22 protein-coding genes and 1 pseudogene are annotated in these 23,896 nt (G+C 51.0%); all 23 read right to left on the bottom strand.

Translation table 11 applies throughout. From position 1 onward, the window contains the following. Positions 1-481: 481 nt before the first annotated feature. The 23 genes and pseudogenes from KK102_RS08875 to pbpC all read right to left on the bottom strand — a co-directional run bounded on the left by KK102_RS08875 (position 482) and on the right by pbpC (position 23,896). On the bottom strand, positions 482-2,602 hold the full coding sequence (locus KK102_RS08875; protein ID WP_216357398.1) for a KAP family P-loop NTPase fold protein: 2,121 nt from the start codon (positions 2,600-2,602) through the stop codon (positions 482-484). 630 nt (positions 2,603-3,232) lie between these two features. Then, the gene (locus KK102_RS08870; RefSeq protein WP_216357397.1) at positions 3,233-3,724 is read right to left on the bottom strand and encodes a helix-turn-helix domain-containing protein; all 492 of its coding nucleotides are present in this window, start codon (positions 3,722-3,724) and stop codon (positions 3,233-3,235) included. Between the two features lie 35 nt (positions 3,725-3,759). Further along, positions 3,760-4,545: a hypothetical protein gene (locus KK102_RS08865; RefSeq protein WP_216357396.1), complete on the bottom strand. Its 786-nt coding sequence runs from the start codon at positions 4,543-4,545 to the stop codon at positions 3,760-3,762. Next, entirely contained in the window at positions 4,542-4,715 is a 174-nt protein-coding gene (locus tag KK102_RS08860) for a hypothetical protein (protein WP_014830800.1), read from the bottom strand. The genes KK102_RS08865 and KK102_RS08860 overlap by 4 nt, the downstream gene beginning before the upstream one ends. Positions 4,716-5,126: 411 nt before the next feature. Beyond that, complete coding sequence (locus KK102_RS08855) at positions 5,127-6,890, bottom strand: DNA primase family protein (RefSeq protein WP_216357395.1); 1,764 nt, start codon at positions 6,888-6,890, stop codon at positions 5,127-5,129. Then, positions 6,887-7,201, bottom strand: coding sequence for a DUF4222 domain-containing protein (locus KK102_RS08850; protein WP_006809968.1), 315 nt, complete (start codon positions 7,199-7,201; stop codon positions 6,887-6,889). Before KK102_RS08850 ends, KK102_RS08855 begins: the two co-directional genes overlap by 4 nt. A 10-nt stretch (positions 7,202-7,211) precedes the next feature. Then, positions 7,212-7,415: a hypothetical protein gene (locus KK102_RS08845; protein WP_020686326.1), complete on the bottom strand. Its 204-nt coding sequence runs from the start codon at positions 7,413-7,415 to the stop codon at positions 7,212-7,214. Between the two features lie 115 nt (positions 7,416-7,530). Further along, positions 7,531-8,406, bottom strand: a complete 876-nt coding sequence (locus KK102_RS08840) for a tyrosine-type recombinase/integrase (RefSeq protein WP_048209323.1) — start codon at positions 8,404-8,406, stop codon at positions 7,531-7,533. Next, a complete protein-coding gene (locus KK102_RS08835) occupies positions 8,399-8,644 on the bottom strand; it encodes a host cell division inhibitor Icd-like protein (protein ID WP_216357672.1) in 246 nt (81 codons plus the stop codon). The genes KK102_RS08840 and KK102_RS08835 overlap by 8 nt, the downstream gene beginning before the upstream one ends. Before the next feature lie 47 nt (positions 8,645-8,691). Continuing rightward, a pseudogene (locus KK102_RS08830) lies at positions 8,692-9,003 on the bottom strand (ash family protein); the annotation flags it as partial. A gap of 80 nt (positions 9,004-9,083) precedes the next feature. Further along, complete coding sequence (locus KK102_RS08825; protein ID WP_216357394.1) at positions 9,084-9,710, bottom strand: BRO-N domain-containing protein; 627 nt, start codon at positions 9,708-9,710, stop codon at positions 9,084-9,086. Between the two features lie 40 nt (positions 9,711-9,750). Then, complete coding sequence (locus tag KK102_RS08820; protein WP_187170701.1) at positions 9,751-9,951, bottom strand: helix-turn-helix transcriptional regulator; 201 nt, start codon at positions 9,949-9,951, stop codon at positions 9,751-9,753. A 110-nt stretch (positions 9,952-10,061) separates the two neighbouring features. Then, positions 10,062-10,916 carry a DUF6387 family protein gene (locus KK102_RS08815; RefSeq protein WP_216357393.1) on the bottom strand — a complete coding sequence of 285 codons (855 nt, stop codon included), beginning with the start codon at positions 10,914-10,916 and terminating at the stop codon, positions 10,062-10,064. 111 nt (positions 10,917-11,027) lie between these two features. Then, complete coding sequence (locus KK102_RS08810) at positions 11,028-12,260, bottom strand: tyrosine-type recombinase/integrase (protein WP_216357392.1); 1,233 nt, start codon at positions 12,258-12,260, stop codon at positions 11,028-11,030. A 206-nt stretch (positions 12,261-12,466) separates the two neighbouring features. Further along, positions 12,467-13,942: a ribosome biogenesis GTPase Der gene (gene der / locus KK102_RS08805; RefSeq protein WP_126544253.1), complete on the bottom strand. Its 1,476-nt coding sequence runs from the start codon at positions 13,940-13,942 to the stop codon at positions 12,467-12,469. A gap of 112 nt (positions 13,943-14,054) precedes the next feature. Continuing rightward, the gene (gene bamB, locus KK102_RS08800) at positions 14,055-15,233 is read right to left on the bottom strand and encodes an outer membrane protein assembly factor BamB (protein ID WP_010433943.1); all 1,179 of its coding nucleotides are present in this window, start codon (positions 15,231-15,233) and stop codon (positions 14,055-14,057) included. Positions 15,234-15,243: 10 nt separating this feature from the next. Further along, on the bottom strand, positions 15,244-15,864 hold the full coding sequence (locus KK102_RS08795; protein ID WP_042718337.1) for a YfgM family protein: 621 nt from the start codon (positions 15,862-15,864) through the stop codon (positions 15,244-15,246). A 13-nt stretch (positions 15,865-15,877) separates the two neighbouring features. Continuing rightward, positions 15,878-17,152, bottom strand: coding sequence for a histidine--tRNA ligase (hisS, locus tag KK102_RS08790; protein ID WP_216357391.1), 1,275 nt, complete (start codon positions 17,150-17,152; stop codon positions 15,878-15,880). Positions 17,153-17,232: 80 nt separating this feature from the next. Beyond that, positions 17,233-18,351 carry a flavodoxin-dependent (E)-4-hydroxy-3-methylbut-2-enyl-diphosphate synthase gene (ispG, locus tag KK102_RS08785; RefSeq protein WP_216357390.1) on the bottom strand — a complete coding sequence of 373 codons (1,119 nt, stop codon included), beginning with the start codon at positions 18,349-18,351 and terminating at the stop codon, positions 17,233-17,235. A gap of 26 nt (positions 18,352-18,377) precedes the next feature. Then, on the bottom strand, positions 18,378-19,376 hold the full coding sequence (rodZ, locus tag KK102_RS08780; RefSeq protein WP_216357389.1) for a cytoskeleton protein RodZ: 999 nt from the start codon (positions 19,374-19,376) through the stop codon (positions 18,378-18,380). A gap of 293 nt (positions 19,377-19,669) precedes the next feature. Next, positions 19,670-20,836, bottom strand: a complete 1,167-nt coding sequence (gene rlmN, locus KK102_RS08775) for a dual-specificity RNA methyltransferase RlmN (protein WP_089597809.1) — start codon at positions 20,834-20,836, stop codon at positions 19,670-19,672. A gap of 147 nt (positions 20,837-20,983) precedes the next feature. Continuing rightward, positions 20,984-21,415: a nucleoside-diphosphate kinase gene (ndk, locus tag KK102_RS08770; RefSeq protein ID WP_010433958.1), complete on the bottom strand. Its 432-nt coding sequence runs from the start codon at positions 21,413-21,415 to the stop codon at positions 20,984-20,986. A 156-nt stretch (positions 21,416-21,571) separates the two neighbouring features. Continuing rightward, entirely contained in the window at positions 21,572-23,896 is a 2,325-nt protein-coding gene (gene pbpC, locus KK102_RS08765) for a peptidoglycan glycosyltransferase PbpC (protein ID WP_216357388.1), read from the bottom strand.

Below are 23,896 nucleotides of genomic sequence, written 5' to 3'. Positions count from 1 at the left end.
ACCGATTTTTTACATGCGGCGAAAAATTAGTTAACCATTTGATAACCAGACGCTAGTTTTGTCCAGTACCAGACCCGGGACTTTAAGACGAAAATTCGATGATTGTCTACTTTTCTGGATTTAAAGATGGTTAGGGGTGAATAGTGATTGACTTCACACCGGGTTAGCCATTGCTGTGGAAGCGCGAAAAAAAACCCGCGACAGAGGCGGGTTTTCGTGAGATCGGCAATGTTTATTTGCTTTTCTTAATGTTAAAACACATTAAATTATTAACCATCTGTTTTTGCTATAAAAACAAATCAAAAACTATATAGATAATGAAAAAGTGTACACACTTGGGTACACAAAATTAATTGGTTTCGATTCATAAAGTTTATTACCGAAATAGTTTCATGAGTAAACATTCAGCTTGAAATCGTTATTAGAACTAAGAAAAAACCTCTAAAGGGGTTAAATCCCATTTCAAGCTTTTCAATAAATGCTACCAGTTCTCGCCAACAGAAGCATCTCTTAAATAATATTTCCGACCATCCAAAATGCTATTAAACACCGCTTGAATACGCGGAGAATAAAGTGAAAAATCTAACTTTTTAACTTCACTTCTTATTTTATCCATATCTAATATCTCACCGAAGTAACTTTCACTGATCCTAACAAAAGGTCCATTTGTTGAGTCACTACCTGTTTCACTAATTATCTCACAAACTCTAACAAGCCCATCTTCTATTAGAAGGGAATTAATGAAACTCGATGTCAATTGCACAGAAGTTCTTTTTAACTCAAAGAATATATGAGACTCAAGATGATAATCTAAATAAGTCCTATCCTTTAATACTTTCACTGCCATTTCCTGATAAATACTTTCAAGCTCAGTTAATTGTTCAAGGTTGATCCACGATTTATTATGGCCACCATTTTGAATCTGATCTCTAGATTCATATAAAACGTCTGCACCTAGTGGAGCACTTTCATGCCTACCAACAAGCCTTCTAATTAACTCGTATTTATTATCACTTTCAGATATTATCTTATTCGTAAGCCAATTCATTCGTTTATAAAGATCTTTTGTTAGGAAGCCGTAGTTGCTTTCTAGTGATTTTTGTAATTCTTGAGAGAAAAGGAAGTTATCATAGATACACGTTAATATATCAAAACTATCGTCCTTACAAAAACCAGCGTAAATATTCATCATTTCGAAAAATCTTTCTTCTGCTTTTTGAGAAATAACTTCCTCCAGGAACTCATTTCTGTCATCCTCTCCTTTTATAAATTTTAAAATATCATCATCAGAAATATACCCATTAGGAGTTTTATAATGGAAGGCAATATGAAGCCTTTGTGGTGCAGCCACTCTACCTGCATTATCAGGATCAGAAACTCTAAAATGTGAATACGCACCTGATTGTACAAGAGGGAAAATATCGCCCAAAAGGTCCTGCATTAGCTTACGATCTCTATCACTGAAGTTTTTTAATTTATCATTCCGCTCAGCACTAAACCTATCGACAATATCTTGAATCTTATCAATTAATAGCCCATCATTATTAAATCTCTTTCCTATGTAGGCTTCTGGTGTATTTTTGATATGATCGTAAATAATGTTGGATTTTGTAGAGATTAATGATAAGGCAAAGAGATCAGAAAAACATACTTCTCCTTCAATTTGTTCTAAAACAAACCTTAAGTGATTAAAAAATCTTTTTAATTCCCTCGGGTTTTTTATAAGTTGTTTAAAATAATTATGATAAATCCAGCTTAATCTTTCTTGATCATTTTCAAAGCGGTCAGTTAGAGGCTTATCACTAAGTTTCTCAAACTCTATATTAGCGAGTTCATTCATACCCCGATCTGAAATTACGGGAAGCGGCACTCGCAATTGAACTATTTTATTAATATATTCGGAGGAGTTAACAATATTATTTTTATCTAATACTGAAACTAAATACTTAGGGTCAAATGCGAGTAAAAAAGAAGTTCCTGAAAAATCAGCTACAGCTTTAACCAATCGCAGGACTTGAAATGTTTCGGAAGGAGTTAATCTATCAATATCATCTATAATCACAACAATAGGATATTTTATTTTTTTGATTGCCTCTTCAACTTGTTTTTTCCTTCCTAACAGATCGAGTTTTTTCAATTCTGCAATCTTTTTTGTTGCACTTCCAAACCTTGAGAAAACCTTTTCTAAAATGGAAGCCCAAGGCTCAGCTCCTGGAACTAGCTTTGCTGCACTGAATAGACTTGAATATGCAATCAAAGCTTTAGAAGCTTTTAATGCAGATTCCGATTTATCTTTTATATTTAGTTGTGCAGAAAACTGTAACAAAAAGTCCTGAATTAAAGATTCAGGCTGACCAGCTAACCAAGGATTATATTCAATTATAATTGGAAAAGAATCTTTTTCATTCAAAGCCCCTTTTATGAGATTTATTACTGACGTCTTACCATATCCCCACTCCGCCTCTAATGATACAGTAATGCAATCATCATCATGATTTAACAAAAGAATATTTGCTAAATGATTGGCAAAATCAAGTCTATTTAATAAATCAGGGTCGTTTTCACCACCTCGAATAGGGTGATCATTATGATATGTACTCATATTAAATTTTGTCCTTTGAAAATATCCACAGCATTTAGCGGTATTAATAACACAATATAGCTACTTATAAAACAAATGTTAAAACCTTGCTTATCAAGCATTCATGCAACATAAATGATGACGCCTCGTGAATTATTGTATTTTAAAACAACGATTTACATAAAATAATCAAATTCACACAGCAATACAACTGTAACTTAGAGCGTCTACAGCCAAAAATCCCCGCTGGCGGTGCCGGTGATTGACAACTTTTGACAACTCAATCTGAACGCCAACGTCCGGGCAAACCAGAACAGAGATCCGAAAGAGGCTCGAGGATGGTTGCAAAGGGGGGAGTGCTTAACACCTCCCCTTCACGAGTTCGTCTACCTGAAGTTTTCTGAAGCGGTAGCGGTTGACACTTTCCCCCTAGTTTTCCCTAGTAAGGCATAACAAACCATAACAGGCTGGCACCTGCCCTGCTCCGCATCAGGATTAACAAAAGTTAACAGCCTAGGCTCAACAAATCTCAACGCCAGCCCTTTACACTTCTGCTGTAGCTGCTGTTCGTAGGCGTCAGGATCCGTTAGGTTGGGTTGACACTTTTCCCAGTTTCTCGCGAAAAGTGTCAAGTTTGAGGGGCTGGGGGGTTTACAGTTTTTCGCCGTCCAGCAGGCAGAGTGACATTAAACCAGTTTTGTTCCAGTCATCCAGCGTATCGGGGTGCATTGTGGCAACGTAAGCCAGCTCAGAACGAAGAAACCGTAAAGCGCCTGCTGCACGGTCTTTGCCATAGAAGCTGTGGGTTTCTTCATCCGGCCGGAAGAGAATCAGCAATTGTTCATCGGGCTCGTGCTGAACATCAAAACCCAGCTCAGCGGCTGCGGCCTCTATTCGCTGGCCAGCATTAATATCAGCCGGCAGCTCTTTCCCGCCGTCATGCCCCCATACCCACGCGGCGGCCTGCGCCCACGTCATTTCAGTCAGGTTTTCGCCAGCACCAGCAGAATTTTGTTTAGCCTGCGATGCTTCGACATCTACTTTATCGCCTGAAATTACAATTTCACCGCGGGCTATCCAGCCGTAAACAGTTTGCCGGCTGACGCCCATATGCCTGGCGTAGGCTGATTTACTTAACAGCATCCTGGTGTATTCCTCCGGGCAGAAAAAAGCCGCCCTCAGGCGGCCTGCTTCTCTTCTGAATGTGTCTGCCGCTGGCTGCCTTTGAGCATCGCGCTGACATGTTCGCTTAACTGGTCAAGGCCGGTCATGCGTGGCTGTACGTCTGATGGATCGTCGTTCTTCCCGTAGACGAGATTGTTATACCAGGTTCGGACAGCTGTAATTTGCGCGACGTCCTTCCTTACCGCGTCGACCAGATCGGCAACCGCGTTAATCACCTGCCCGTTCTCTGATGCAATACGGGAGAAGCCGAGACGTTTTAGCTGTTCCGTATCGAGTCCCGAACACACTGCGGGCGCCCTCAGTAAGGCGTCCGCCAGCTCCTGATGCTTTCCACTGTGCATCGACAGCAGCATTTTTTCCTGGCTGCGGCGATCCAGTCGGGCGAATGCCTGGCGCATTTCGCTGTCACGCATGAATCCCTGAACGTCATCAGATGCCAGTGGTTTAACCGGAGAGAGCTTGTTCTTCAGGTAATCGAGAATGTTTGCGGCCTGCTCGCTTACGGCTGCCACCCCGCGGGTAAAGTCTTTGAGCGTGTCCGGGTTCCGGGCTTCACCTGCCCTGCGATTTTTTGCCTGTTCGTTCAGATCCGGATCGTTGCGGATAACGTCCAGCAAATCCGCCTCAGCTTCGGCCTGCTGCGCCGTTGTCCTCAGGCTGGTGAGTTCGCCCGCCATACCACGGAATAAAGCGGCCATCTGAGTATTTGGCGCAACAACCTTACCGGCATAACCTGCCAGCTCGATACTGTGTTTCCCTATCTTGATTGAGTAGCTCACTGGCCAGCCTCCATTTTTGATAGCCCTGCATCAAATACCTTGCGCGCAACAGCATGGATTGACGGCGCGATCCCCATGCCCGACTTCTGGCGTTCCCTCTCCTGAATGGTTTTCAGAGCCTGAATCTGTTCCCCGTTCAGCAGAACGGGCTTAACGTTAACCTTGCTCATGATGCCCCCTGTTAAAGCGACCGTTAAAGTTTCATTAATCGCAACAATCAAATAATCAATTGCGATTTATGAAACGATATTAATGAAATAGCAGGGGTTCACAACGTGAAAAGAGTGGATGCGTTTTAAAGAATTTGCCCTCAAGGTATACATGGTGTTCATAAAGGCAATATATTACTTATAAAACAATATATTAACCCATGAACACCAGCCTACATTTTGGGATTTCAGGTCTACACGGTATACATCATTCTGTTTAATAAACCATCAGATGATTAATGAGAGAATGAACACCATGTACACCCTGTGTATACCTGAAAACAAGGTATACATGGTTTATTTCACTGATTTATATAAAAATTATTCTCTCGATGTATACCATGTATACCTTTATCCATATTTATCTGAACTTCATTCTTTATGACCGGCTACAGGATGCGTCTGAGGTAACCAGTCTTCCGCACTTTCCGAAAGTTCAACGTTAGTCACCATGCCACGAGCTCTCCGTTCCTTACGGTACTCGTGATTAAACTCCCTCATCGCACTTTCCATCCCCTCTGCGAATTTATTCAGCGTCAGCGGCTTGTCGAAACCGTTGGCCTCCAGGAATGCCAGATAAGCGTGATAGAGATAAATTCGCGGATAGTGAGGCGGATTACGGTTTCCTACCATCATTCCCGCACAATCAGCCAGCCGCTCAAGATGCGCGCAGAAGGCATAAAGCGGATCCGTTTTCTGTTTCACCTCTAATGCCTCTTCGCTGTTCCGCTGTTCCAGCAGCAGCGCCCGCGCTTTTTCCGGGTTCGAAAAGTTCGCCAGCAGCCGGCGAACAACCACCGGAATTTCAGCGGATATCTTTTCTGCCAGGTCGGGATCCTTATCCTCTTCGCTGACGCGCCGGTTAAACTGGAAAATTACGCGGCGCCGGGAAACGCCGCCGGCGCGTTCGGTGAAAATCATCGGCGTGTTGTTCGTGGCCACAACCACCGCCCGCAGAACGGCGGTGTACTGGTGCTCGTGTTTCGGGTCGATCTCCACCGCATCCCCGCCGGTGATTGCCTTTATCCCGGTGCCCTCACCTGAATATTTGGGCTGATCAGGAAGCGTTATCATGCTCTTGCCGACGAACTGCGCCCGCCCGCGTGCACTGTCGAGCGCCGCCATGTTCCCGCTGGCGGTGTTATGCACGCCGGCCAGCATCGTCGCGATATGGGTGAAGACGCTTTTCCCGCTGCCGCCCTCCCCGGTTATCTCGAGGAACAGCTGCCAGTCGTACCGGTTCGCCAGCACCATAAAGAGCGCTGCAGCGATGCGTTGCATCTTAATTGCGTCTCTATCTGATGCGTAACTTAGCCATTTATGGAAGTTCGGCGCGTGGTCGCGGAGGTTTTCGCCCGGCACCGCCGGCGTGTAGGTCACGCCGTTATGGTTGGTCAGCCAGTTATCCTGGCTGTGTTCGGAGAATACGCCGGTTTCCATATCGTAGACGCCGTTTGCAAAGGGGATCAGGCTGCGCCGCGGCTCTCCCATTACCGGGATAACGATTTTCAGGGCGTCGATAACGTTGTTGATCGCGCGCTTGCTGAAGTTGGTTTTGTTCTCGTTGTAGATAGCCACCATTTCGCGGCTCAGCTCGAGCAGAGACGTTTTCTCCCAGATGCCGGCACGGTAGACGTACACGCCCTCGCTGTTTTCATTGATCGCAATGCCGGTGTAACGCGCGGCCAGTATGAGCGCCTTTTCGTTATCAGCCAGGTCTCGGAGGTTTACATCCGTCAGCGGTTTGCCGATCACCATGCTTTTGCCGGCTTCCGCATCGGCTTTGAGGCGCGGCAGCTGTGGAGTCCAGTCCTCCAGAAGCTGATAACCTTCAGAGTAGAATTGCGCGCGCTCCACGCCGGCCACCGCCAGCTTTGTGGCGAGAATGGTTATCTGACGTTCGGTCAGATGCCCGCCGCGGCAAACCCGGGCATAGAGCCGGCCATCATCCACAATGCGGATATTCTCCAGCTCCGCCAGCTGCTTTTTATCCAGCACAACCGGCGGCACCGTATCGCCAATCGGGTTCATTTCCTGCCATGCTTTGGCGAACGTCCAGGCATCAGTACCGGCAAAGATAATTGACTCCTCCATGAGATCCGCCGGCTGCTTTTTAAGGTTTGGTGCATTCTTCATTTTCTGTTCCCTCGCTCCCTGATGATTTCCCGCATAACCCGAATTCGTTCGATGCCCTGCACCCGCATAATCCGATCGATATCTTTTTCACCGGCGACCGGCGCGGAAGAAACAAATTCAAATTCCCGCACCAGTCTTTCTGGCGTGCAAAAACACGGCGAGCTGTACCCTTCGCGGCAATATGTCACTCTGTCGAATCGGTAACTTTCGATAATTACGATGTTGCCCCGACTGTCCTTCCATTTATCGCCCGGCCTGATTTCAGGGTGAGCGCGGCCACCAGCAGCTAAGCCGGAATTTTTAATCGTCATATTTTTTACCTCACGCCGCTGGCGGGATTACCTGATAACCAATTTTCCTCAGAAAGCGCGCGGCACTCTCCACCGTAAAAATGATTTCGTCGTCCATAAGGGGGCGCATCGACTGAAGACCATTTGACGTGTCCACCAGATAGCGGCCGCCGGCCGGGAAACTGAAAACGTTTTTGCCGTCGGCCCGGCGAACCAGATCGTAAACAGGAGTCATAATTTCACCTCCCCTTCCCTTAATGACTGGCTGGCAAAACAATATCGCGCACTATTTAATTGCTCAGATATGTGATCGGCAAAAGCGCCGAGACGGCAAAATTGGATAACCATTTTCATACAGATACCTCCATGGCCAGACGGGATTGAATGGCGGAGGCCTTACTGCCCAACTGGAGGTAAGTTCGGGTGATTGCCGGGTTACTGTGCCCGAGCATTTCAGAGGCAACCAGCAAACCCTGTTCGCCGCCGGCGGACATGAGATTAAAGGCGGCAATTTTGCGGCTGGAATAGGCGCTAAGGCGCAGACGCGTGTTTACTACGCGGGTAAACCACACCATAACGTTGTGCAGTTTCTTCCAGATTGTCTGGCGACTCACGCTACCTTCCAGAGACTGGCAACGGTTACTTTCGATCTGGCTGCGGGAAAATACCAGGTCGTCACCGATAAGATTGCGCTCCATGCGTTCGCGCAGCCGCTTGATGATGCCCGGCGGCAGCTGTTTGGTATCGTGCTTAACTTCAGCCTTTGCCACCAGCTCAAACACGATCGCCTGTTCTTCTTCCGTCATGCCGGCGGCCAGTTCGTCGCAGCTCACGCTATCCCATTGCATGTAAGCAATGTGATCGCCAGCAAGCCGGGCAGCGTCCTTGCGCTGCTGGCGAACAATCTCGATCCCCTTCCGGGTAGCTCTGGCTTCCGCTGCTTTGGTCTGCTTAGCTACGATGATTGTGGCAATGCCGGTTTCCCAGTTGATGCAGGAGTAACGGAAGTTGCACACGTCGCTGGTACGCCAGCCGGTAACGGTCGCAATATCCCACCAGAGTAAAACCCAGTCCGGCTGGGTCTGCTGGATACGTTCGCGCAGTTTGCGCTGCTCTTCCCGTTCGTAAACGGGGGTCATGGTGCGGGTGCCTTTCGTGGTAGTGGCTTTTACCACGTTGCCGCGCAGCTCGCGGGCTTTAGCTGTCAGGGTCTGGAGGTTAAACATGGCTACCTCCCAATTTCGCAACATCCAGTTCAAACGCGCCGCTGCTGTACTGATAAAGCGAACATTCAGAGCGAATTTTGGCGGCAAAGATAAGATCCCAGCGGGAATAAAACTCGCGGGCTTCTTGCTCACTATCGGCAACGATGCGGATAACAACGGGAGTGCAGATCCGGCCTTTCGGCGTACCGAGGAAAAGCCAGGTGAATTTGGGCAGTTTTTGGGTTGGGGTAGTAGCCATGTGGCAGCCTCCTTTTGCTTACTGGAGTCACCACCTGAGTTCTCACGCTCATAAAGGGTGGTGACACTGACGGGGGTGAGAATACCGGTGCAAAAGGATACCGGCCAGCCTTTCGGCTGCCCCGCCAGCGCCACCATAGATTCGACGCGGATCTTCCCCGCTGAATGAAGATGTACTGGCTTTACGACACAAAAAAAGACGCTATAGGCGTCTGGTATCGCCTTTTGCTTATCCGGGTTCTCACGCCCGACACCAGATTTTGCTGGTGCTTTTAAAGCATACCCTTCAGTTGAATAACAAGGCAAGGAGTTTTTAGGATGAGCGAAGCCCTGCCCCAGACGGGCATAATTGTTCTTCATGGCATTAACCTTTTCGAATTGTTTAGTGAGCTGTCGCGACAAACTTATTTTGAGTGCTCTACATCGCAAGAGCACGCAAGTTATTCATGAACTCGATTTTTGTTTCCATCCGTAGCTGAGCGAACTTCAGTTAACGGCTCGTGAACATCTTCACCTAATAGCTCAGGCTGATACTTACGCCATAGTTGAATCTCCTCGCGCTCAAGAGCCTCTTTAGCACCCTTACATTGCTGCAACTTATAACCGCGTTTACTGGCCTCCTGCTGATAGGCTGCCATACGCCGGCTAAAATCGTTCAGGAACACGAATGGCACGCCATAAGAGCCAGTTTTGCGGATTGAGGGAATCACCTCGCGAAATACCCAATTACTGAAACGATGGGCGAATGTGCCTGCCGTAGTAGCTTTGCGGCTACGGGCGATCAGCTTGTAGAAACCAGATTCAGAGACAGCACTATGATTTGGGTTTCCACGAATACCGTAAGTTAAAGTTACGGTATTTCTCTCGTCATCATCCAGAGCCTGCAACGCCATACGCGAATTGGATAATTCCAGCGCCGCGCAAACATCCTTTGCAACGAACCACGGTTCACCATTGAGCTTAACAATGCGAACTTTAAGCCCCTCAAAATTGATAACGGAAATATCATCACTACAGTTTTCAGGGTGAGGGAAGCCCTGACCATTAAGGCCATTATTTGATTTCATACTGTTCCTCGAATCTAATTTACAGAAGTGAAGATCTGACTCAGTTAGCTTTGCGCCGCTCTAGCAGCCAGCGATTGATCTCCTGCGCATCAAATGCGGTGATTTTCTCTCCTAATTTTATTGGGTTTGGTAGTGTGCCATTGCGGACCTTTCTGTCGATAGTAGATACGCTGACACCTAGCAATTCAGCCAAGCGAAAGCGTCGGATGTAGCCTTTAGTGGGGATTGTTTGTGGGTTCATGCTGCCCGTAACCTCTTTGCGATAGTTATTGCTCCGTTACGGGTATACTGAATAAAAAAACAGTTCTGATCTATACAGTTCCAAAAAATCACATTCCTTAGAATTTCAGATTATTGAAACTCTACCAATTTTAGGAACTCTGAAAATCTCATATTTTCAACATGAGGGTTATCTGCATAGTATTTCTTAAGAACAACGCTGTTGAGAACGTCTGTAGCCGACTCTGCGAATGGTCTAACCGTGTCCCTTATGTGAGCACCACCTTTTACTTCACCATTGGGTAAAGGATTAGGGAACAACAATCTTGCGTAAAGCTCATTGGATACTGTCATTTCATTAATCCGTGCCCAACGCGCTATGTCCAAGAAAGGGATGATTCTGTATTGATGAATTTTTGCTAAAGTTGATGAACCAAAACGCCTACGCTCATCAGTAGTACGCTCGTGAATCCCGGTCTGTTCTCTCCATTTTTTTAGCAAAATTTTAAATCCGGCAAGCATCTCCTCATCACTCATTAAATCCAATCCGATATCTACAAAAATGCCAGTAGTCCCATCAGAGGTCGGATCATCTATGTCGTAGCGCATTGGCTGTTGATAAATATCATGATTAGCTATATCTTCCCTAGGTTCCAATCTTCCTGAACTATCAAGTTTAATACGCCCATCGTCTAAGCAAGAATTTACGAATGCGCAGATGATAGAGAACGGTATTGGCATAATCCCCCTATCATCATATGAAAGTTCGTTTTCTCTGCTTATATCATCTGCAAAAAGAGCTATATCATCTATCATGGGAAAATTCATGACAGAGAAGGATTCCGCTTTTCTATACTCCAGACTTGTATAGTGATAATTCATCATGAATGTCTCAGCTAAAACATGGCGAACACTCAGACCTAATATATAATCGTAGTTTTCTAAAGAAAACCATGATGTTATTTCGTTATATTTTGCCCTTTTCAATGATTCCCCCTATTAAATGCGTTGAAAGAAATTGAGCCAGATAGCAGGGAATGCACTTTTCGTCCCGAACGGTTAGGCTCATTCGATCCCTGCGCTTCGCTTTACTAAGCGTTACAAACTGTAGTCATCACCGTTTTCTAAGACCACAAGCAAATCGGCCCATTGCGCAAGCGCAGCTTTTCTCTCATTAAAATATTGGTGGCGGTTGTAGATACCCTCTATGCCCGGTATCTTGTGATTCAAGCAACGCTCTGCTATCAGTGGATCAATCCCTAACCCGGCCATTTGCGTGCGCATAGTGCGCCTTAGATCGTGGATACTGAAAGGCTCGACACCTGACATTTCTTTCATCACGGATGGCATAACCATATTTAGTGTTGCACGGCTAATATGCGACGCTGTTTGTGCTCGCCTTGCAGGAATTAACCAACGACTATCGCCAGCAAATAAGCGAATCTCTTTAATCCATTCGATCACTGGTTGAGGCAGAGGAATATCAATATCATCGCCATTCTTGGCTCGTGAACCGGGTAAGTGCCAGACTTCGTTGGCAAGGTCGAACTCAGACCATTCAGCTGCACATAATTCCATTTTACGCACACCAAGCGCTAAAATAATTTTGAATGCCAGCTCATTCTCTCGGCTGATACCTCGCCCATTTCGCAACGCCCTGAAGAACATCATTAACTCTTCGCGTGATAAGGCTCGTTTACGTCCCTGCTCCTTGCCACCAGCATCCTTAGCACTAAAAGAGATAGCAGGGTTAACCTCAATAATGCCCCTAACCACAGCGTAATCAAATAGACGCTTTAGCATTCTCAAAACATCATTGGCGACTGTTGGTGAACCGCGCTTGATAACATCCTGCAAAACGACATCAACATGCCTCGGGCGAACATCCTCTACCTTCATTTTCCCAATGAGAGCCACGATATTTTTTTGCAAGCTGCTACGGAAAAGCTCAGGATGTTTATACGTGTTTTCAATCTGCCGGGCATAATACTCAGCGGCCAATTCAGCGACGCTTAGGGCATTCTTTTCAGCCTCAATTTTTGCCAGCGCCTCAAGTTTCCTTTCCTGTTTCTCTCCCGCAACGTCATAACCAAGCGCTACTCGAGCAGACAGTTCTTTAGCAATATCGCGCGCTTTGGCCAAGGAGAGATCAGAATATGAACCAATTAGCATGGCTCTTGCTTTGCCGGCATAACGATAGCGATACCGCCAGTTTGGACTTTTGTCCACCTTCCGGTATCTGAGGTAGAGGCCGTTACCATCGGCTCGACCTTCAAAGCATTCCCCAGATTTGATCCATGATCGAATCTGAATATCTGTGAGTTTTGGCATTACAAATCCCCGACATAGGCTCGTACTGTGTACCCAAAATCGACTGAATTTGTACCCAAAGTAATAGAGCTCATAGCTGGGTACACATTTGGGTACACAGCAATTATGCGTTTTGTTGCGTCTTTATAACAGCCCTTGATAGCAAAAAAGCCCGACTTATGCGGGCTTTATGATAACAATGATGTTTATTGGATCTTCTTGATTCGTTACTTGCTTTTCTTAATGTGCTTAATCAAGCGCTTACGCTTACGCATCTGGTTTGGCGTCAGGGTATTACGCTTATTGGCGAACGGGTTCTCCCCTTCCTTGAACTGAATACGGATAGGCGTACCCATCACGTCCAGCGATTTACGGAAGTAGTTCATCAGATAACGTTTGTAGGAATCCGGCAGGTCTTTCACCTGGTTGCCGTGGATCACCACGATTGGCGGGTTATAACCACCGGCGTGGGCATATTTCAGCTTCACGCGACGACCGCGCACCAGCGGCGGCTGATGGTCTTCTGCTGCCATATTCATGATGCGCGTCAGCATAGCGGTGCTCTGACGACGGGTGGAGCTGTCGTAGGCTTCGCGAACGGATTCGAACAGGTTGCCCACGCCGCTGCCGTGCAGCGCAGAAATAAAGTGCACGCGCGCAAAGTCGATAAAGCCCAGACGGAAGTCGAGGGTCTCTTTCACCTGCTCGCGCACTTCGTTGCTCAGACCATCCCACTTGTTGACCACGATCACCAGTGAGCGCCCACTATTCAGGATAAAGCCGAGCAGAGAGAGGTCCTGATCGGAGATCCCTTCGCGTGCGTCAATGACGAGCAGCACGACGTTGGCATCTTCAATCGCCTGCAGTGTTTTGATAACGGAGAACTTTTCCACCACATCGGTGATTTTCCCGCGCTTACGCACCCCGGCGGTGTCGATGAGAACATACTCACGCTCATCGCGCTGCATTGGGATGTAAATGCTGTCGCGGGTGGTGCCCGGCATGTCGTACACGACTACGCGATCCTCACCCAGAATACGGTTAGTAAGCGTAGACTTACCTACGTTTGGACGACCGACGATGGCCAGCTTGATCGGCAGATCCTGTGGGTTGAAGTCGTCTTCAGGCTCTTCTTCTTCGCCCTCTTCTCCGTCTTCGAACTGCGCCCAGTATTCAGCGTCTTCGTCCACTTCTTCCGGCGGGTTCACTTCGTCAACCCACGGCAGCAGCACGGTTTCCAGCAGGCTGGTAACGCCGCGGCCATGCGATGCCGCGATAGGATAGATGTCGCCCAGGCCCAGAGACCAGAAATCTGCGATAGCCTGATCGGCATCAATGCCGTCGGTTTTGTTCGCCACCAGGAAGGTCGGCTTTTCGCGTGAACGCAGGTGTTTAGCGATAGCGGAGTCCGCAGGCATCAGGCCAGCGCGCGCATCCACCATGAACAGCACCACGTCTGCCTCTTCGATCGCCAGCAGAGACTGTTCCGCCATGCGGGTTTCAACGCCGTCTTCTGTGCCGTCGATACCGCCGGTATCGATACAGATGAACTCGCGTCCTTCCACCTCTGCACGACCGTACTTACGGTCACGCGTCAGCCCCGGGAAATCCGCAACCAGCGCATCACGGGTGCGTGTTAAACGGTTAAAAAGAGTGGATTTTCCAACGTTAGGGCGCCCGACAAGCGCGACCACAGGTACCATGTTTGAAGCCTCATAAAATTCAAATAAACGTCGCTTTTGCGGCGTTTTTAAAAATGTCAAAACGGCTCCTGAGTGAACAGGAGCCGTTTAGTATACTACAACCGCCGGGTAATTAACGCGTGATCGCGTACAGCGTGCCGTCTTTTGCCTGAATCAGCAGTTTGCCGTCAGCCACTACCGGATCGGTCAGGAAACCAGAACCGTCAACTTTTTGCTGTGCAACAAAGCGCCCGTTTTCTGGATCGATCCAGTGCATATACCCTTCGCTGTCACCGACCACCAGGCTGCCGTTGTACAGGGCTGGTGCGGTCAGCAGGCGGTGCAGCAGATCGCTCTGCGTCCACAGCGTTACGCCGCCTTCAGTGCTCAGCGCTAGCAGGCGATCGTTCTGGTCAACCATATAGATGCGGTTACCGTCAACGATGAAGTCATTCACGGAGCCCAGTTCACGTTTCCACATGATCTGGCCGCTGCGCAGATCCAGCGCGGTCAGGTTGCCGTTATACGCCAGCGTATAAACAACGCCATCAACAATGACCGGGGTGGTGTCCACGTCGCTCAGACGGTCGATTTCTGTTGAACCGGTCGCCTGGGAGATACGCTGCTGCCAAATCATCTGGCCCTGCTGCATCAGTACTGCGCTCACGCGACCGTTATCACCGCCAACAATCGCAGCACCGAAAGCCGTTGCCGGAGCGGATTCTCCACGCAGAGACAGCGCTGGCATATCCAGGTTAACGGTCCATTTCACCAGACCGTCCGCTTCGTTCAGCGCCTGCAGCTGGCCGTTGCTGGTATGGATCAGCACCAGACCGTCACTCACCACAGGACGAGACAGAGACTCACCGGCAACGGTCGTTTGCCATGCAACAGAACCGTCACTGGTGTTCAGCGCATAAACCTGCGCTTTTTCGCTTCCCACGTAAACGTGACCGCCAGCGACGGTCAGGCCGCCGGAAAGCAGCGCAGGCTTACGGGAGAACCAACCGTCTTTTTCCGCCAGGTTAACGGACCAGACTTCTTTCCCGTCATCGGCGTTCACCGCTTTCACGGTACCTTTGCGGTCAGCGGCATAGACAACGCTGTCCGCATACGCAGGATGCAGGTTGGAGTAGAAATCGCCAATCCCACTGCCCACGGAGACGTCCCACGCGGTGGATGGGGTAAACTGGTTTTCAACCGTTGGCAGCGGGGACATTTTTACAACATCTTCTTCGCCACTGAACAGTGAACAACCACTCAATAACGTAACAGAAAGCAGTCCTGGCAGAAGTAATTTACGCAATTGCATCGGGTCCCTCTCAGACGGACAAATTATTTATTTTCATCTGCATCATTTCGCTCAGCGCAGGTGAAGCTTTGCTATCTACGCCAGCTTGCCACGCTTTACGCGCGCCCGCTTTGTCACCTTTGCTCAGCAGTGCTTCACCGCGCAAATCAGCAACGATGGCAGCAAAACCGTCGCCTTTGATGGTATCGAGCGTTTTCAGCGCGTCATCGACTTTTTTCTGCTGAACCTGGATACGTGCCAGACGCAGGTTGATCACTGCTTTCAGGTTTTCATCGCTTGCAGCAGCAAGACCCTGTGACAGTTGTGCAGCGGCTTTATCCAGTTCGTTTTTATCAACGTACTGCTGAGCCACTTCCAGCGCGGCCAGCGCGCCGTAGGTGTTTTTGTTGTCAGCCGCAAATTTCTCCGCTGCCGTCAGCGTTTGCGGCTGGTCGGCACGAATGGCGCTAACGGTGTTTTCGTAGCTCAAAGACGAACCGCGAGCGGCATCAGCCTGATGGTTGTTCCAGTAGCGCCAGCCTACCAGCGCACCTACACCCAAAATAACCCCAACAACCAATGCTTTGCCGTTTTCAGCAAAGAAGCGTTTAATCGCGTCGACCTGGTCGTGTTCGTTCTCGTACATTTCCACGCAGTCTTTCTCCTTAGCCCAATAGAGTGCGCAAGTGCGCCGCAACGCCGTCCTGCGTTACCGTTGTTTGCTCACCAGAGCGCAGGTCTTTCACTACCACTTCGCCGTTAGCCACTTCGGACTCGCCCAGCACCAGTGCAAGACTTGCGCCCCACTTATCGGCACGAGCAAACTGTTTTTTGAAGTTGCCGCCGCCATGGTTGGTCATCAGCTTAACGCCCGGCAGCTCATCGCGCACGCGTTCGGCAAGCTGCATCGCCGCAGACTGCGTATCCGCACCTGAGGCCACCAGGTATATATCGACAACGGAATCTGCTTTAAATTCCGGATTAACTGCCTGAACCAGCAAAACAAGTCGCTCAAGACCCATTGCGAAGCCAACGCCAGGAGCCGCACGGCCGCCAAGCTGTTCAACCAGGCCGTCATAACGGCCGCCCGCACACACGGTGCCCTGCGAACCAAGGCTGGTCGTTACCCACTCAAACACGGTGCGATTATAGTAGTCCAGACCGCGCACCAGGCGCTGGTTCACGGTATAGGCAATGCCTGCCGCTTCAAGCAGCTTGCACAGGCCCGCGAAGTGTTCGCGAGAGTCTTCATCCAGGTAGTCACCCAGCGCAGGCGCATCGTTCAGCAATGCCTGAACGTCTGCGTTTTTGGAATCCAGAACGCGCAGCGGGTTGCTGTACATGCGACGTTTGCAGTCTTCGTCCAGCTTCTCTTTATGCTGTTCCAGGAACGCCACCAGCGCATCGCGGTAGTTAGCGCGCGCTTCCAGAGAACCGATAGAGTTCAGCTCGAGGGAAACGTGATCGGCGATACCGAGGGCGCGCCACCAGCGGGCGGTCAGCATAATCAGTTCAGCGTCAATATCCGGGCCCTGCAGGCCAAAGACTTCCACACCCAGCTGATTAAACTGGCGATAACGACCTTTCTGCGGACGTTCGTGGCGGAACATCGGGCCGATATACCACAGGCGCTGCTCCTGATTGTACAGAAGACCATGTTCGATGCCGGCGCGTACGCAGCCCGCCGTACCTTCCGGACGCAGGGTCAGACTGTCGCCGTTGCGGTCCTCAAAGGTATACATCTCTTTTTCAACCACGTCGGTGACTTCGCCGATCGCGCGTTTGAATAACGGGGTCTGCTCTACAATCGGCAAACGGATTTCGCTGTAACCGTAGCTACCGAGCACCTGCTTCAGCGTGCCTTCAATGCGCTGCCAGATGGCGGTTTCGCCAGGCAGATAATCGTTCATGCCGCGGATGGCTTGAATGTTTTTTGCCACGTTTATTCTCTTTCTATATACAAAAAAAACCCAAAGAATGGGTTCAATCATACATGGGAAGCTCGCGGCTTCCCATCACGTTATTTTTCAACCTGCTGAACGTTGATGCGTTGCGTCTCGTCCATCATGGCGGCTTTGGCACGAATCCGTGCTTCGAGCTGGTCGATCATGTCACTATTATCCAGACGATCTTTACGAACGCCATCTTCATAGAGACCACTTTTCTTGTTACCGCCGGTCACGCCCAGGGTTGACACCAGCGCTTCACCCGGACCGTTCACCACGCAACCGATGATGGAGACGTCCATCGGGGTAATGATATCTTCCAGGCGCTGCTCAAGCGCATTTACCGTCCCGATCACGTCGAACTCCTGACGCGAGCAGGTTGGGCAGGCAATGAAGTTGATCCCACGGGCGCGGATGCGCAGCGATTTCAGGATATCGAAACCGACCTTGATCTCTTCGACCGGATCGGCCGCCAGCGAGACGCGCAGCGTATCGCCGATCCCTTCAGAGAGCAGCAAACCCAGACCGATCGCAGACTTCACAGAACCGCTACGCAGGCCGCCCGCTTCGGTGATCCCGAGGTGCAGTGGCTGGTCGATCTGCTTCGCCAGCAGACGATAGGACTCTACGGCAAGGAACACGTCGGACGCTTTTACGCTGACTTTGAACCGATCGAAGTTAAGACGATCGAGATGATCGACATGACGCATAGCGGATTCGAGCAGCGCCTGCGGCGTTGGCTCACCGTATTTTTCCTGCAGATCTTTTTCCAGGGAACCGGCATTCACACCGATACGGATAGGAATATTTTTATCGCGGGCGCAGTCCACTACAGTGCGGATACGCTCTTCGTTACCGATGTTACCTGGGTTAATACGCAGGCAGTCGACGCCATATTCAGCGACTTTCAGCGCAATGCGGTAGTCGAAGTGAATATCAGCAACCAGCGGAACGCTGACCTGCTGCTTGATGAGTTTGAACGCTTCGGCGGCATCCATCGTCGGGACGGAGACACGAACAATGTCCGCGCCTACGCGTTCTAATGCTTTGATCTGATTGACCGTTGCTTCCACATCCGTGGTGCGCGTATTGGTCATCGACTGGACGGCGATGGGTGCCCCGTCCCCGATTGGCACATTCCCAACGTAAATCCGTTTCGATTTTCTACGTTGAATCGGAGCCTGGTTATGCATGAAAAATCTCCCGCGTTGCCCGTCTGTTACTGTGCTGCTGATTGTTCGGCATTAACGGTAAGACGCGCAACCTGGTTAGTTCTGATAAAGCGGCTCAGGTCGACAGGTTTTCCTTGATACTGGATCTGTACCGCTGCCGGAGCGCCGATTTTAAGTTTGTAAGGTGCCTGACCCGTTAGGTTTAACGTGCCATCTTTACGCTGCAGGCCGCTGAACAGCTTTTTGCCTGTGGCGTCAGTCACTTCCAGCCAGCAATCCGCGGTGAAATTCATCACCAGCGCGTTAGGATCGACTGCAGGTGTCGCAGTGGCTGCCGGGTCGGTAGGCAGGGGTGCCGAAGCAGTATTATCCGCTGGTGCCGTCGCCGCAGGGGCAGTATCCACATTGGCCTGTGAAGGAGAAACAACCGCGTTCTGATCCTGCGCCTGCGTGGCTGCTGCGGCGTCAGGCGTGGTGGCCGGAGCCTGAGCGGCATCGGTCGCAGCTGTTTGCGGCTCGCTGGACGGTGCCGCGCTGTCCGTGTTCAACGGCACGCTCTGTGCGTTGTCATTGCCGGATTGATTAAGCTCGGCAGAAGACTGATCGGCCATCGTGGTGATCTCTTCCTGCTGCGCCTTGTGGTTTTGCCACCACCATGCGCCCGTCAGGCCAATCACCACAAACAGCACCAGCCAGGTAAAGCTCATCAGCCAGCCGTCACGTTTTTTACGGCGTTTGCCCAGAGAGAAGGTCTGCATCGGCGCAACTTTTGCTGCACGGACCGGTGCCTGCTTCTCCATCATTGGCAGTAATTCTTCTTCGGGGATATGCACCAGTTTTGCGTAAGAGCGGATATAACCGCGCAAAAATGTTGAAGCCAGATCGGCAGGCGCCTTATCTTCTTCAATATCGCGAACCGTGGAAACCTTCAGGCACAAGCGTTCTGCAACGGCTTGCTGGCTGAGTCCGAGTTGTTCACGGGCGTTGCGAAGACGAACGCCAGTGGAGAGTGCTTCAGTTTGGTCGTGAGTGGCTTCAGTATTCATTCGCTACAACTACTGGTACGTGAAAAATAAGGGTTCAGGTGCCGGTGAGTCACAATGCCACCCGCACCGCGAAACTTCTGGTCAGTTAACCTTGAACAGACAGTATAAGACTGTCAGCCGGTAGATGACAGTGCAGCTCTGCCCGCCTGGCTAAACTGTTGTTACGTCGTTACATACTGCCCGAAAGTCATATGAAACGCACCGTAATTATTAATCAAACATCACGAATCTGACTGATTATTCAGTAAGATTATGCTTCACGGCGCAGATCGTGCGCCGTGACTGCATAATAATCAAACAGCTTTGACCGCGATTGTCTCGCCCTGCATGCGTTTACGCAGCGTACGTTTGGTACGGTCAATGACATCACCCGCCAGCTGTCCGCACGCGGCATCGATATCATCACCACGCGTTTTACGCACGATGGTGGTGAATCCGTATTCCATCAACACTTTAGAGAAACGATCGATACGGCTGTTCGAGCTACGGCCATAAGGCGCGCCCGGGAACGGGTTCCATGGGATCAGGTTAATCTTGCACGGCGTATCTTTCAGCAATTCTGCCAACTCATGCGCATGCTCGGTACCGTCGTTGACGTGATCAAGCATCACGTACTCGATGGTCACGCGGCCCTGGTTGGCGTTGGATTTCTCCAGGTAGCGGCGCACGCCGGCCAGGAAAGTTTCGATATTGTACTTTTTGTTGATCGGCACAATTTCGTCACGGATCGCATCGTTTGGCGCGTGCAGGGAGATTGCCAGCGCAACGTCAATCATGTCGCCCAGCTTGTCCAGCGCAGGCACAACGCCTGAAGTAGACAGCGTGACGCGGCGTTTGGACAGACCAAAACCGAAGTCGTCGAGCATGATTTCCATTGCCGGAACCACGTTGGTCAGGTTCAGTAGCGGCTCACCCATCCCCATCATCACCACGTTGGTGATTGGACGGGTGCCGGTCACTTTCGCTGCACCCACGATTTTTGCCGCACGCCATACCTGGCCGATAATTTCAGACACGCGCAGGTTACGGTTAAAGCCTTGCTGCGCGGTAGAGCAGAATTTGCACTCCAGCGCGCATCCTACCTGAGAAGAGACGCACAGCGTGGCACGGTCATCTTCCGGAATATAGACAGTCTCGACGCGCTGATCGCCAACGGCAATCGCCCATTTGATGGTGCCATCAGACGAACGCTGCTCTTCCACCACTTCCGGTGCGCGGATTTCAGCCACTTCTTTGAGCTTGTTGCGCAGGACCTTGTTGATGTCAGTCATGTCATCAAAGTTGTCGCTGCAGTAGTGGTACATCCATTTCATCACCTGGTCGGCACGAAACGGTTTCTCACCCATATCTTTGAAGAACTCGCGCATCTGCTGACGGTTCAGATCCAGCAGGTTGATTTTTCCATTTTTATTTGGAACCGCAGGAATGGCGACTTCGGAGGTATTCACTAATTCAGACATAATTTTATCCGGCCTCGTTGTTACACGTTATGGCCCGTGGAGGGTTGAAAAGAAACGCCCCGGAAAGCAGTCTGCTCGTCCGGGGCGTTGCATTGTACAAAGTCTGACGCAGGGATGCCACGTTTGCACGCGGCATTTACGAAAATATTAACGAGTGCGAGCGCACACTTCGCCTTCTGCGAAGAAGAACGCGATTTCACGCGCGGCAGACTCAACGGAATCAGAACCGTGGGTGCCGTTCTCGGTGAAGCTGTCCGCATAATCAGCGCGCAGAGTACCGGCCAGCGCGTTGTCCGGGTTGGTTGCGCCCAGCAGGTCACGGTGACGCTGTACTGCGTTTTCGCCTTCCAGTACGGATACCACGATTGGGCCGGAGGTCATGAACTCGACCAGGCCGTCAAAGAATGGGCGACCTTCGTGCTCAGCGTAGAAACCGCGAGCCTGTTCAACGGTCAGGTGCAGCATTTTGGTGCCAACGATCTTAAACCCTGCTGATTCAAAGCGAGCGAAGATGCTGCCAATAACGTTTTTTGCCACCGCGTTTGGCTTGATGATGGAAAAAGTACGTTCAATAGCCATGATAACCTCTGTCAATGTTCTGTTGTTTTGCATACCTGAGTATGGTGTGGCGCGGATTATAATGAGCAATGGCGCCATTGCCTATGGATTCAGGTAACATTTTTTTAAAATAAGACGAGTTTTAGCAACAGCTCACATCTGAAAGCTGTTTTCAGGTCACTGCAGCGTAAAATTCACCGTCGCGACCTGCCCGGTCTCATCCATAACGAGTAACTGATAATCGCCCGATTTATCAAGCTGTAATGTGTAAACCCTTCCCTTCACGCTCAGCGGTTCACCGTTCAAAAACCACCAGCGCTCACCGCTGTTGCCGGTCGCCTGAAGCGGCAGCGAAACGCGGGATTCACCCGGCAGACGTTTGATAACGGCCCCTTCGCGTACGCCTGTCAGGATGAGTGGCGCAGGTGCGTCCTGCGACAGCGGAGGACATGTTGTGGATGAAGGAGGGATCCGCACCGCGCGACGCTCGGTTGCAGGCAGCCACGGCTCCAGCGGCAGCGGCCAGACGTCCAGGACTTTTTCAGTTGCATCAGGGCAATCTGCGGCCACACGTTTGCCCGTTTTATCCACCCAGACCGGGAAACGAATGCCGCGTATGCCTTCCTGCTCCGGCAACAGCAGCGTGGGCGGTTCACTGCCTTCCAGCAGCCAGGTCGACAGGCGACGTCGACAGTTTTCACTGCCTTCCGGCAGCGGCTGGCCACCCGGCCAGCAGATCACGCCCCGCCCGACGCTTGCCGGACGCGGATCGCGCGGCAGGCGGGCTTCGTCTACCGTTGAGCGCGACTGAAGCAGGTTATTGACCTGGTTTAATAGCGGAACCGCACTGGCGAAACCAAACTGCCCCGCCACCGGCGTGCCGTCCGGTCGTCCGGTCCAGATGCCAATCACGTAGCGGGCATTCAGACCGATGGCCCAGGCATCACGGTAGCCGTAACTGGTGCCGGTTTTCCACGCCAGCGGCGCAACCTGCGGTAGCGCATTATCCGGCAGCGGCTGCGCTTCATTGGCCAGAATACGGCGAATAATCCACGCCGAGCCCGGTGACAACAGCGGACGTTCAGTCAGCGGATCGCCCGGCTGTAACCGCAGCCTTCCCGCCTTACCGTGTCGGGCAAAAGCGCTGTAGGCAGCGGCGATATCTGCCAGCCGCGCGCCTGCCCCACCGAGGATCAGGGAGAGATTCGGCTGCGCCCCCGCGGGCAGGATCAGCGGCAACCCCGCGTTACTGAGCATACCGGCAAATCGTTTTGGCCCGTAGGCTTCCAGTACCTGAACCGCGGGCAGGTTGAGGGAGCGCACCAGCGCTTCACTCATGCTGACCGGTCCGTGAAACCCGCTGTCAAAATTCCCTGGCCGATAATCACCGGTTTTTCTGGGAACGTCCTGGAGCAGCGAGGCGGGATGGATCAGGCCATCGTCCAGCGCCATACCGTAGATAAAGGGCTTTAACACCGATCCCGGGGATCGGATCGCATTGACCATATCCACATGGCTGAAACGACTGTCATCGTTAATATCCACCGATCCGACCCAGCCGCGCACCTTCATGTCCGTATGATCCACGACGATCATCGCCAGCGAACTGCGCGCAGGAAGTCGGGACTTCCAGTTCATCGCCAGCTCTTCCAGCTGCCGCTGCAGTCCGGCATCCAGCGTGGTGACAATTTTAGTGTCGCGGCTTTTGCCAAGCATCATGCGTGCAAAGAGCGGTGCCAGCTGCGGCATCTGTCGGGGCGCCAGCCATACCGATTCTTCCCGCGATTCCTTGACCTGCTTCGCAGACCAGACGCCCTGCGTGACCATACGGTCGAGCACTTTATTTCGCGCTGCTTCAGCCCGTTCAGGCCAGCGGTCCGGACGTAATCGACTCGGTGCCTGCGGCAGCACCGCCAGCAGCGCCGCGTCGGAATAGCTGAGCTGCGATGGTGGTTTTCCGAGATAGGTCCAGCTTGCAGCCCCTACGCCCTGCAGCGTACCGCCAAAGGGTGCGCGGTTGAGATAGAGCGTGAGAATGTCGCGCTTGGAAAGATGCCACTCCAGCTGCATCGCCCGCCAGAGCTGACGAATTTTACCGCCAAAGGTGCGCGGATGCGGATCCAGCAGGCGTGCTACCTGCATGGTGAGCGTACTGCCGCCAGAGACGACTTTGCCAGAACTGAGATCCTGCCAGGCGGCACGCAGGACAGAGAGCGGGTTTACGCCAGGATGATCCCAGAACCAGCGATCTTCATACTGGATCAGCGCCTCAAGATAACGGGGAGAGACCTCTTCGATCGTAACCGGGTAGCGCCAGATCCCGTCGCTGTCCGCAAAGCGCCACAGCGGCGTGCCTTTCTCATCCACCACCACCCGGGCGGGGTTAACCTCTTTCAGCGGCAACGGCCACAGGCGGTCAGCGGCAACAATCAGCCCCCATAAAACGAGAAGCGCTCCCGCCAGCCACAGCCAGCGGGAGCGTGTCAAACGTGCCATTCGCAT

This window comes from Enterobacter quasimori, assembly GCF_018597345.1.
Classification (GTDB): Bacteria; Pseudomonadota; Gammaproteobacteria; order Enterobacterales; family Enterobacteriaceae; genus Enterobacter; species Enterobacter mori.
Note: the sequence above shows the minus strand (reverse complement) of the source record. Positions and strands in the feature narration are given on the sequence as shown.

Excerpts from the sequence above, each read along its gene's own strand:
- rodZ (WP_216357389.1), bottom strand. The coding sequence starts at position 19,376 with ATGAATACTGAAGCCACTCACGACCAAACTGAAGCACTCTCCACTGGC.
- ndk (WP_010433958.1), bottom strand. The coding sequence starts at position 21,415 with ATGGCTATTGAACGTACTTTTTCCATCATCAAGCCAAACGCGGTGGCA.
- KK102_RS08810 (WP_216357392.1), bottom strand. The coding sequence starts at position 12,260 with ATGCCAAAACTCACAGATATTCAGATTCGATCATGGATCAAATCTGGG.
- KK102_RS08855 (WP_216357395.1), bottom strand. The coding sequence starts at position 6,890 with ATGAAGAATGCACCAAACCTTAAAAAGCAGCCGGCGGATCTCATGGAG.
- KK102_RS08835 (WP_216357672.1), bottom strand. The coding sequence starts at position 8,644 with ATGGCTACTACCCCAACCCAAAAACTGCCCAAATTCACCTGGCTTTTC.
- KK102_RS08875 (WP_216357398.1), bottom strand. The coding sequence starts at position 2,602 with ATGAGTACATATCATAATGATCACCCTATTCGAGGTGGTGAAAACGAC.
- rlmN (WP_089597809.1), bottom strand. The coding sequence starts at position 20,836 with ATGTCTGAATTAGTGAATACCTCCGAAGTCGCCATTCCTGCGGTTCCA.
- KK102_RS08845 (WP_020686326.1), bottom strand. The coding sequence starts at position 7,415 with ATGACTCCTGTTTACGATCTGGTTCGCCGGGCCGACGGCAAAAACGTT.
- KK102_RS08850 (WP_006809968.1), bottom strand. The coding sequence starts at position 7,201 with ATGACGATTAAAAATTCCGGCTTAGCTGCTGGTGGCCGCGCTCACCCT.
- pbpC (WP_216357388.1), bottom strand. The coding sequence starts at position 23,896 with ATGCGAATGGCACGTTTGACACGCTCCCGCTGGCTGTGGCTGGCGGGA.
- ispG (WP_216357390.1), bottom strand. The coding sequence starts at position 18,351 with ATGCATAACCAGGCTCCGATTCAACGTAGAAAATCGAAACGGATTTAC.
- KK102_RS08860 (WP_014830800.1), bottom strand. The coding sequence starts at position 4,715 with ATGAGCAAGGTTAACGTTAAGCCCGTTCTGCTGAACGGGGAACAGATT.
- bamB (WP_010433943.1), bottom strand. The coding sequence starts at position 15,233 with ATGCAATTGCGTAAATTACTTCTGCCAGGACTGCTTTCTGTTACGTTA.
- KK102_RS08840 (WP_048209323.1), bottom strand. The coding sequence starts at position 8,406 with ATGTTTAACCTCCAGACCCTGACAGCTAAAGCCCGCGAGCTGCGCGGC.
- KK102_RS08825 (WP_216357394.1), bottom strand. The coding sequence starts at position 9,710 with ATGAAATCAAATAATGGCCTTAATGGTCAGGGCTTCCCTCACCCTGAA.
- KK102_RS08870 (WP_216357397.1), bottom strand. The coding sequence starts at position 3,724 with ATGCTGTTAAGTAAATCAGCCTACGCCAGGCATATGGGCGTCAGCCGG.
- KK102_RS08820 (WP_187170701.1), bottom strand. The coding sequence starts at position 9,951 with ATGAACCCACAAACAATCCCCACTAAAGGCTACATCCGACGCTTTCGC.
- der (WP_126544253.1), bottom strand. The coding sequence starts at position 13,942 with ATGGTACCTGTGGTCGCGCTTGTCGGGCGCCCTAACGTTGGAAAATCC.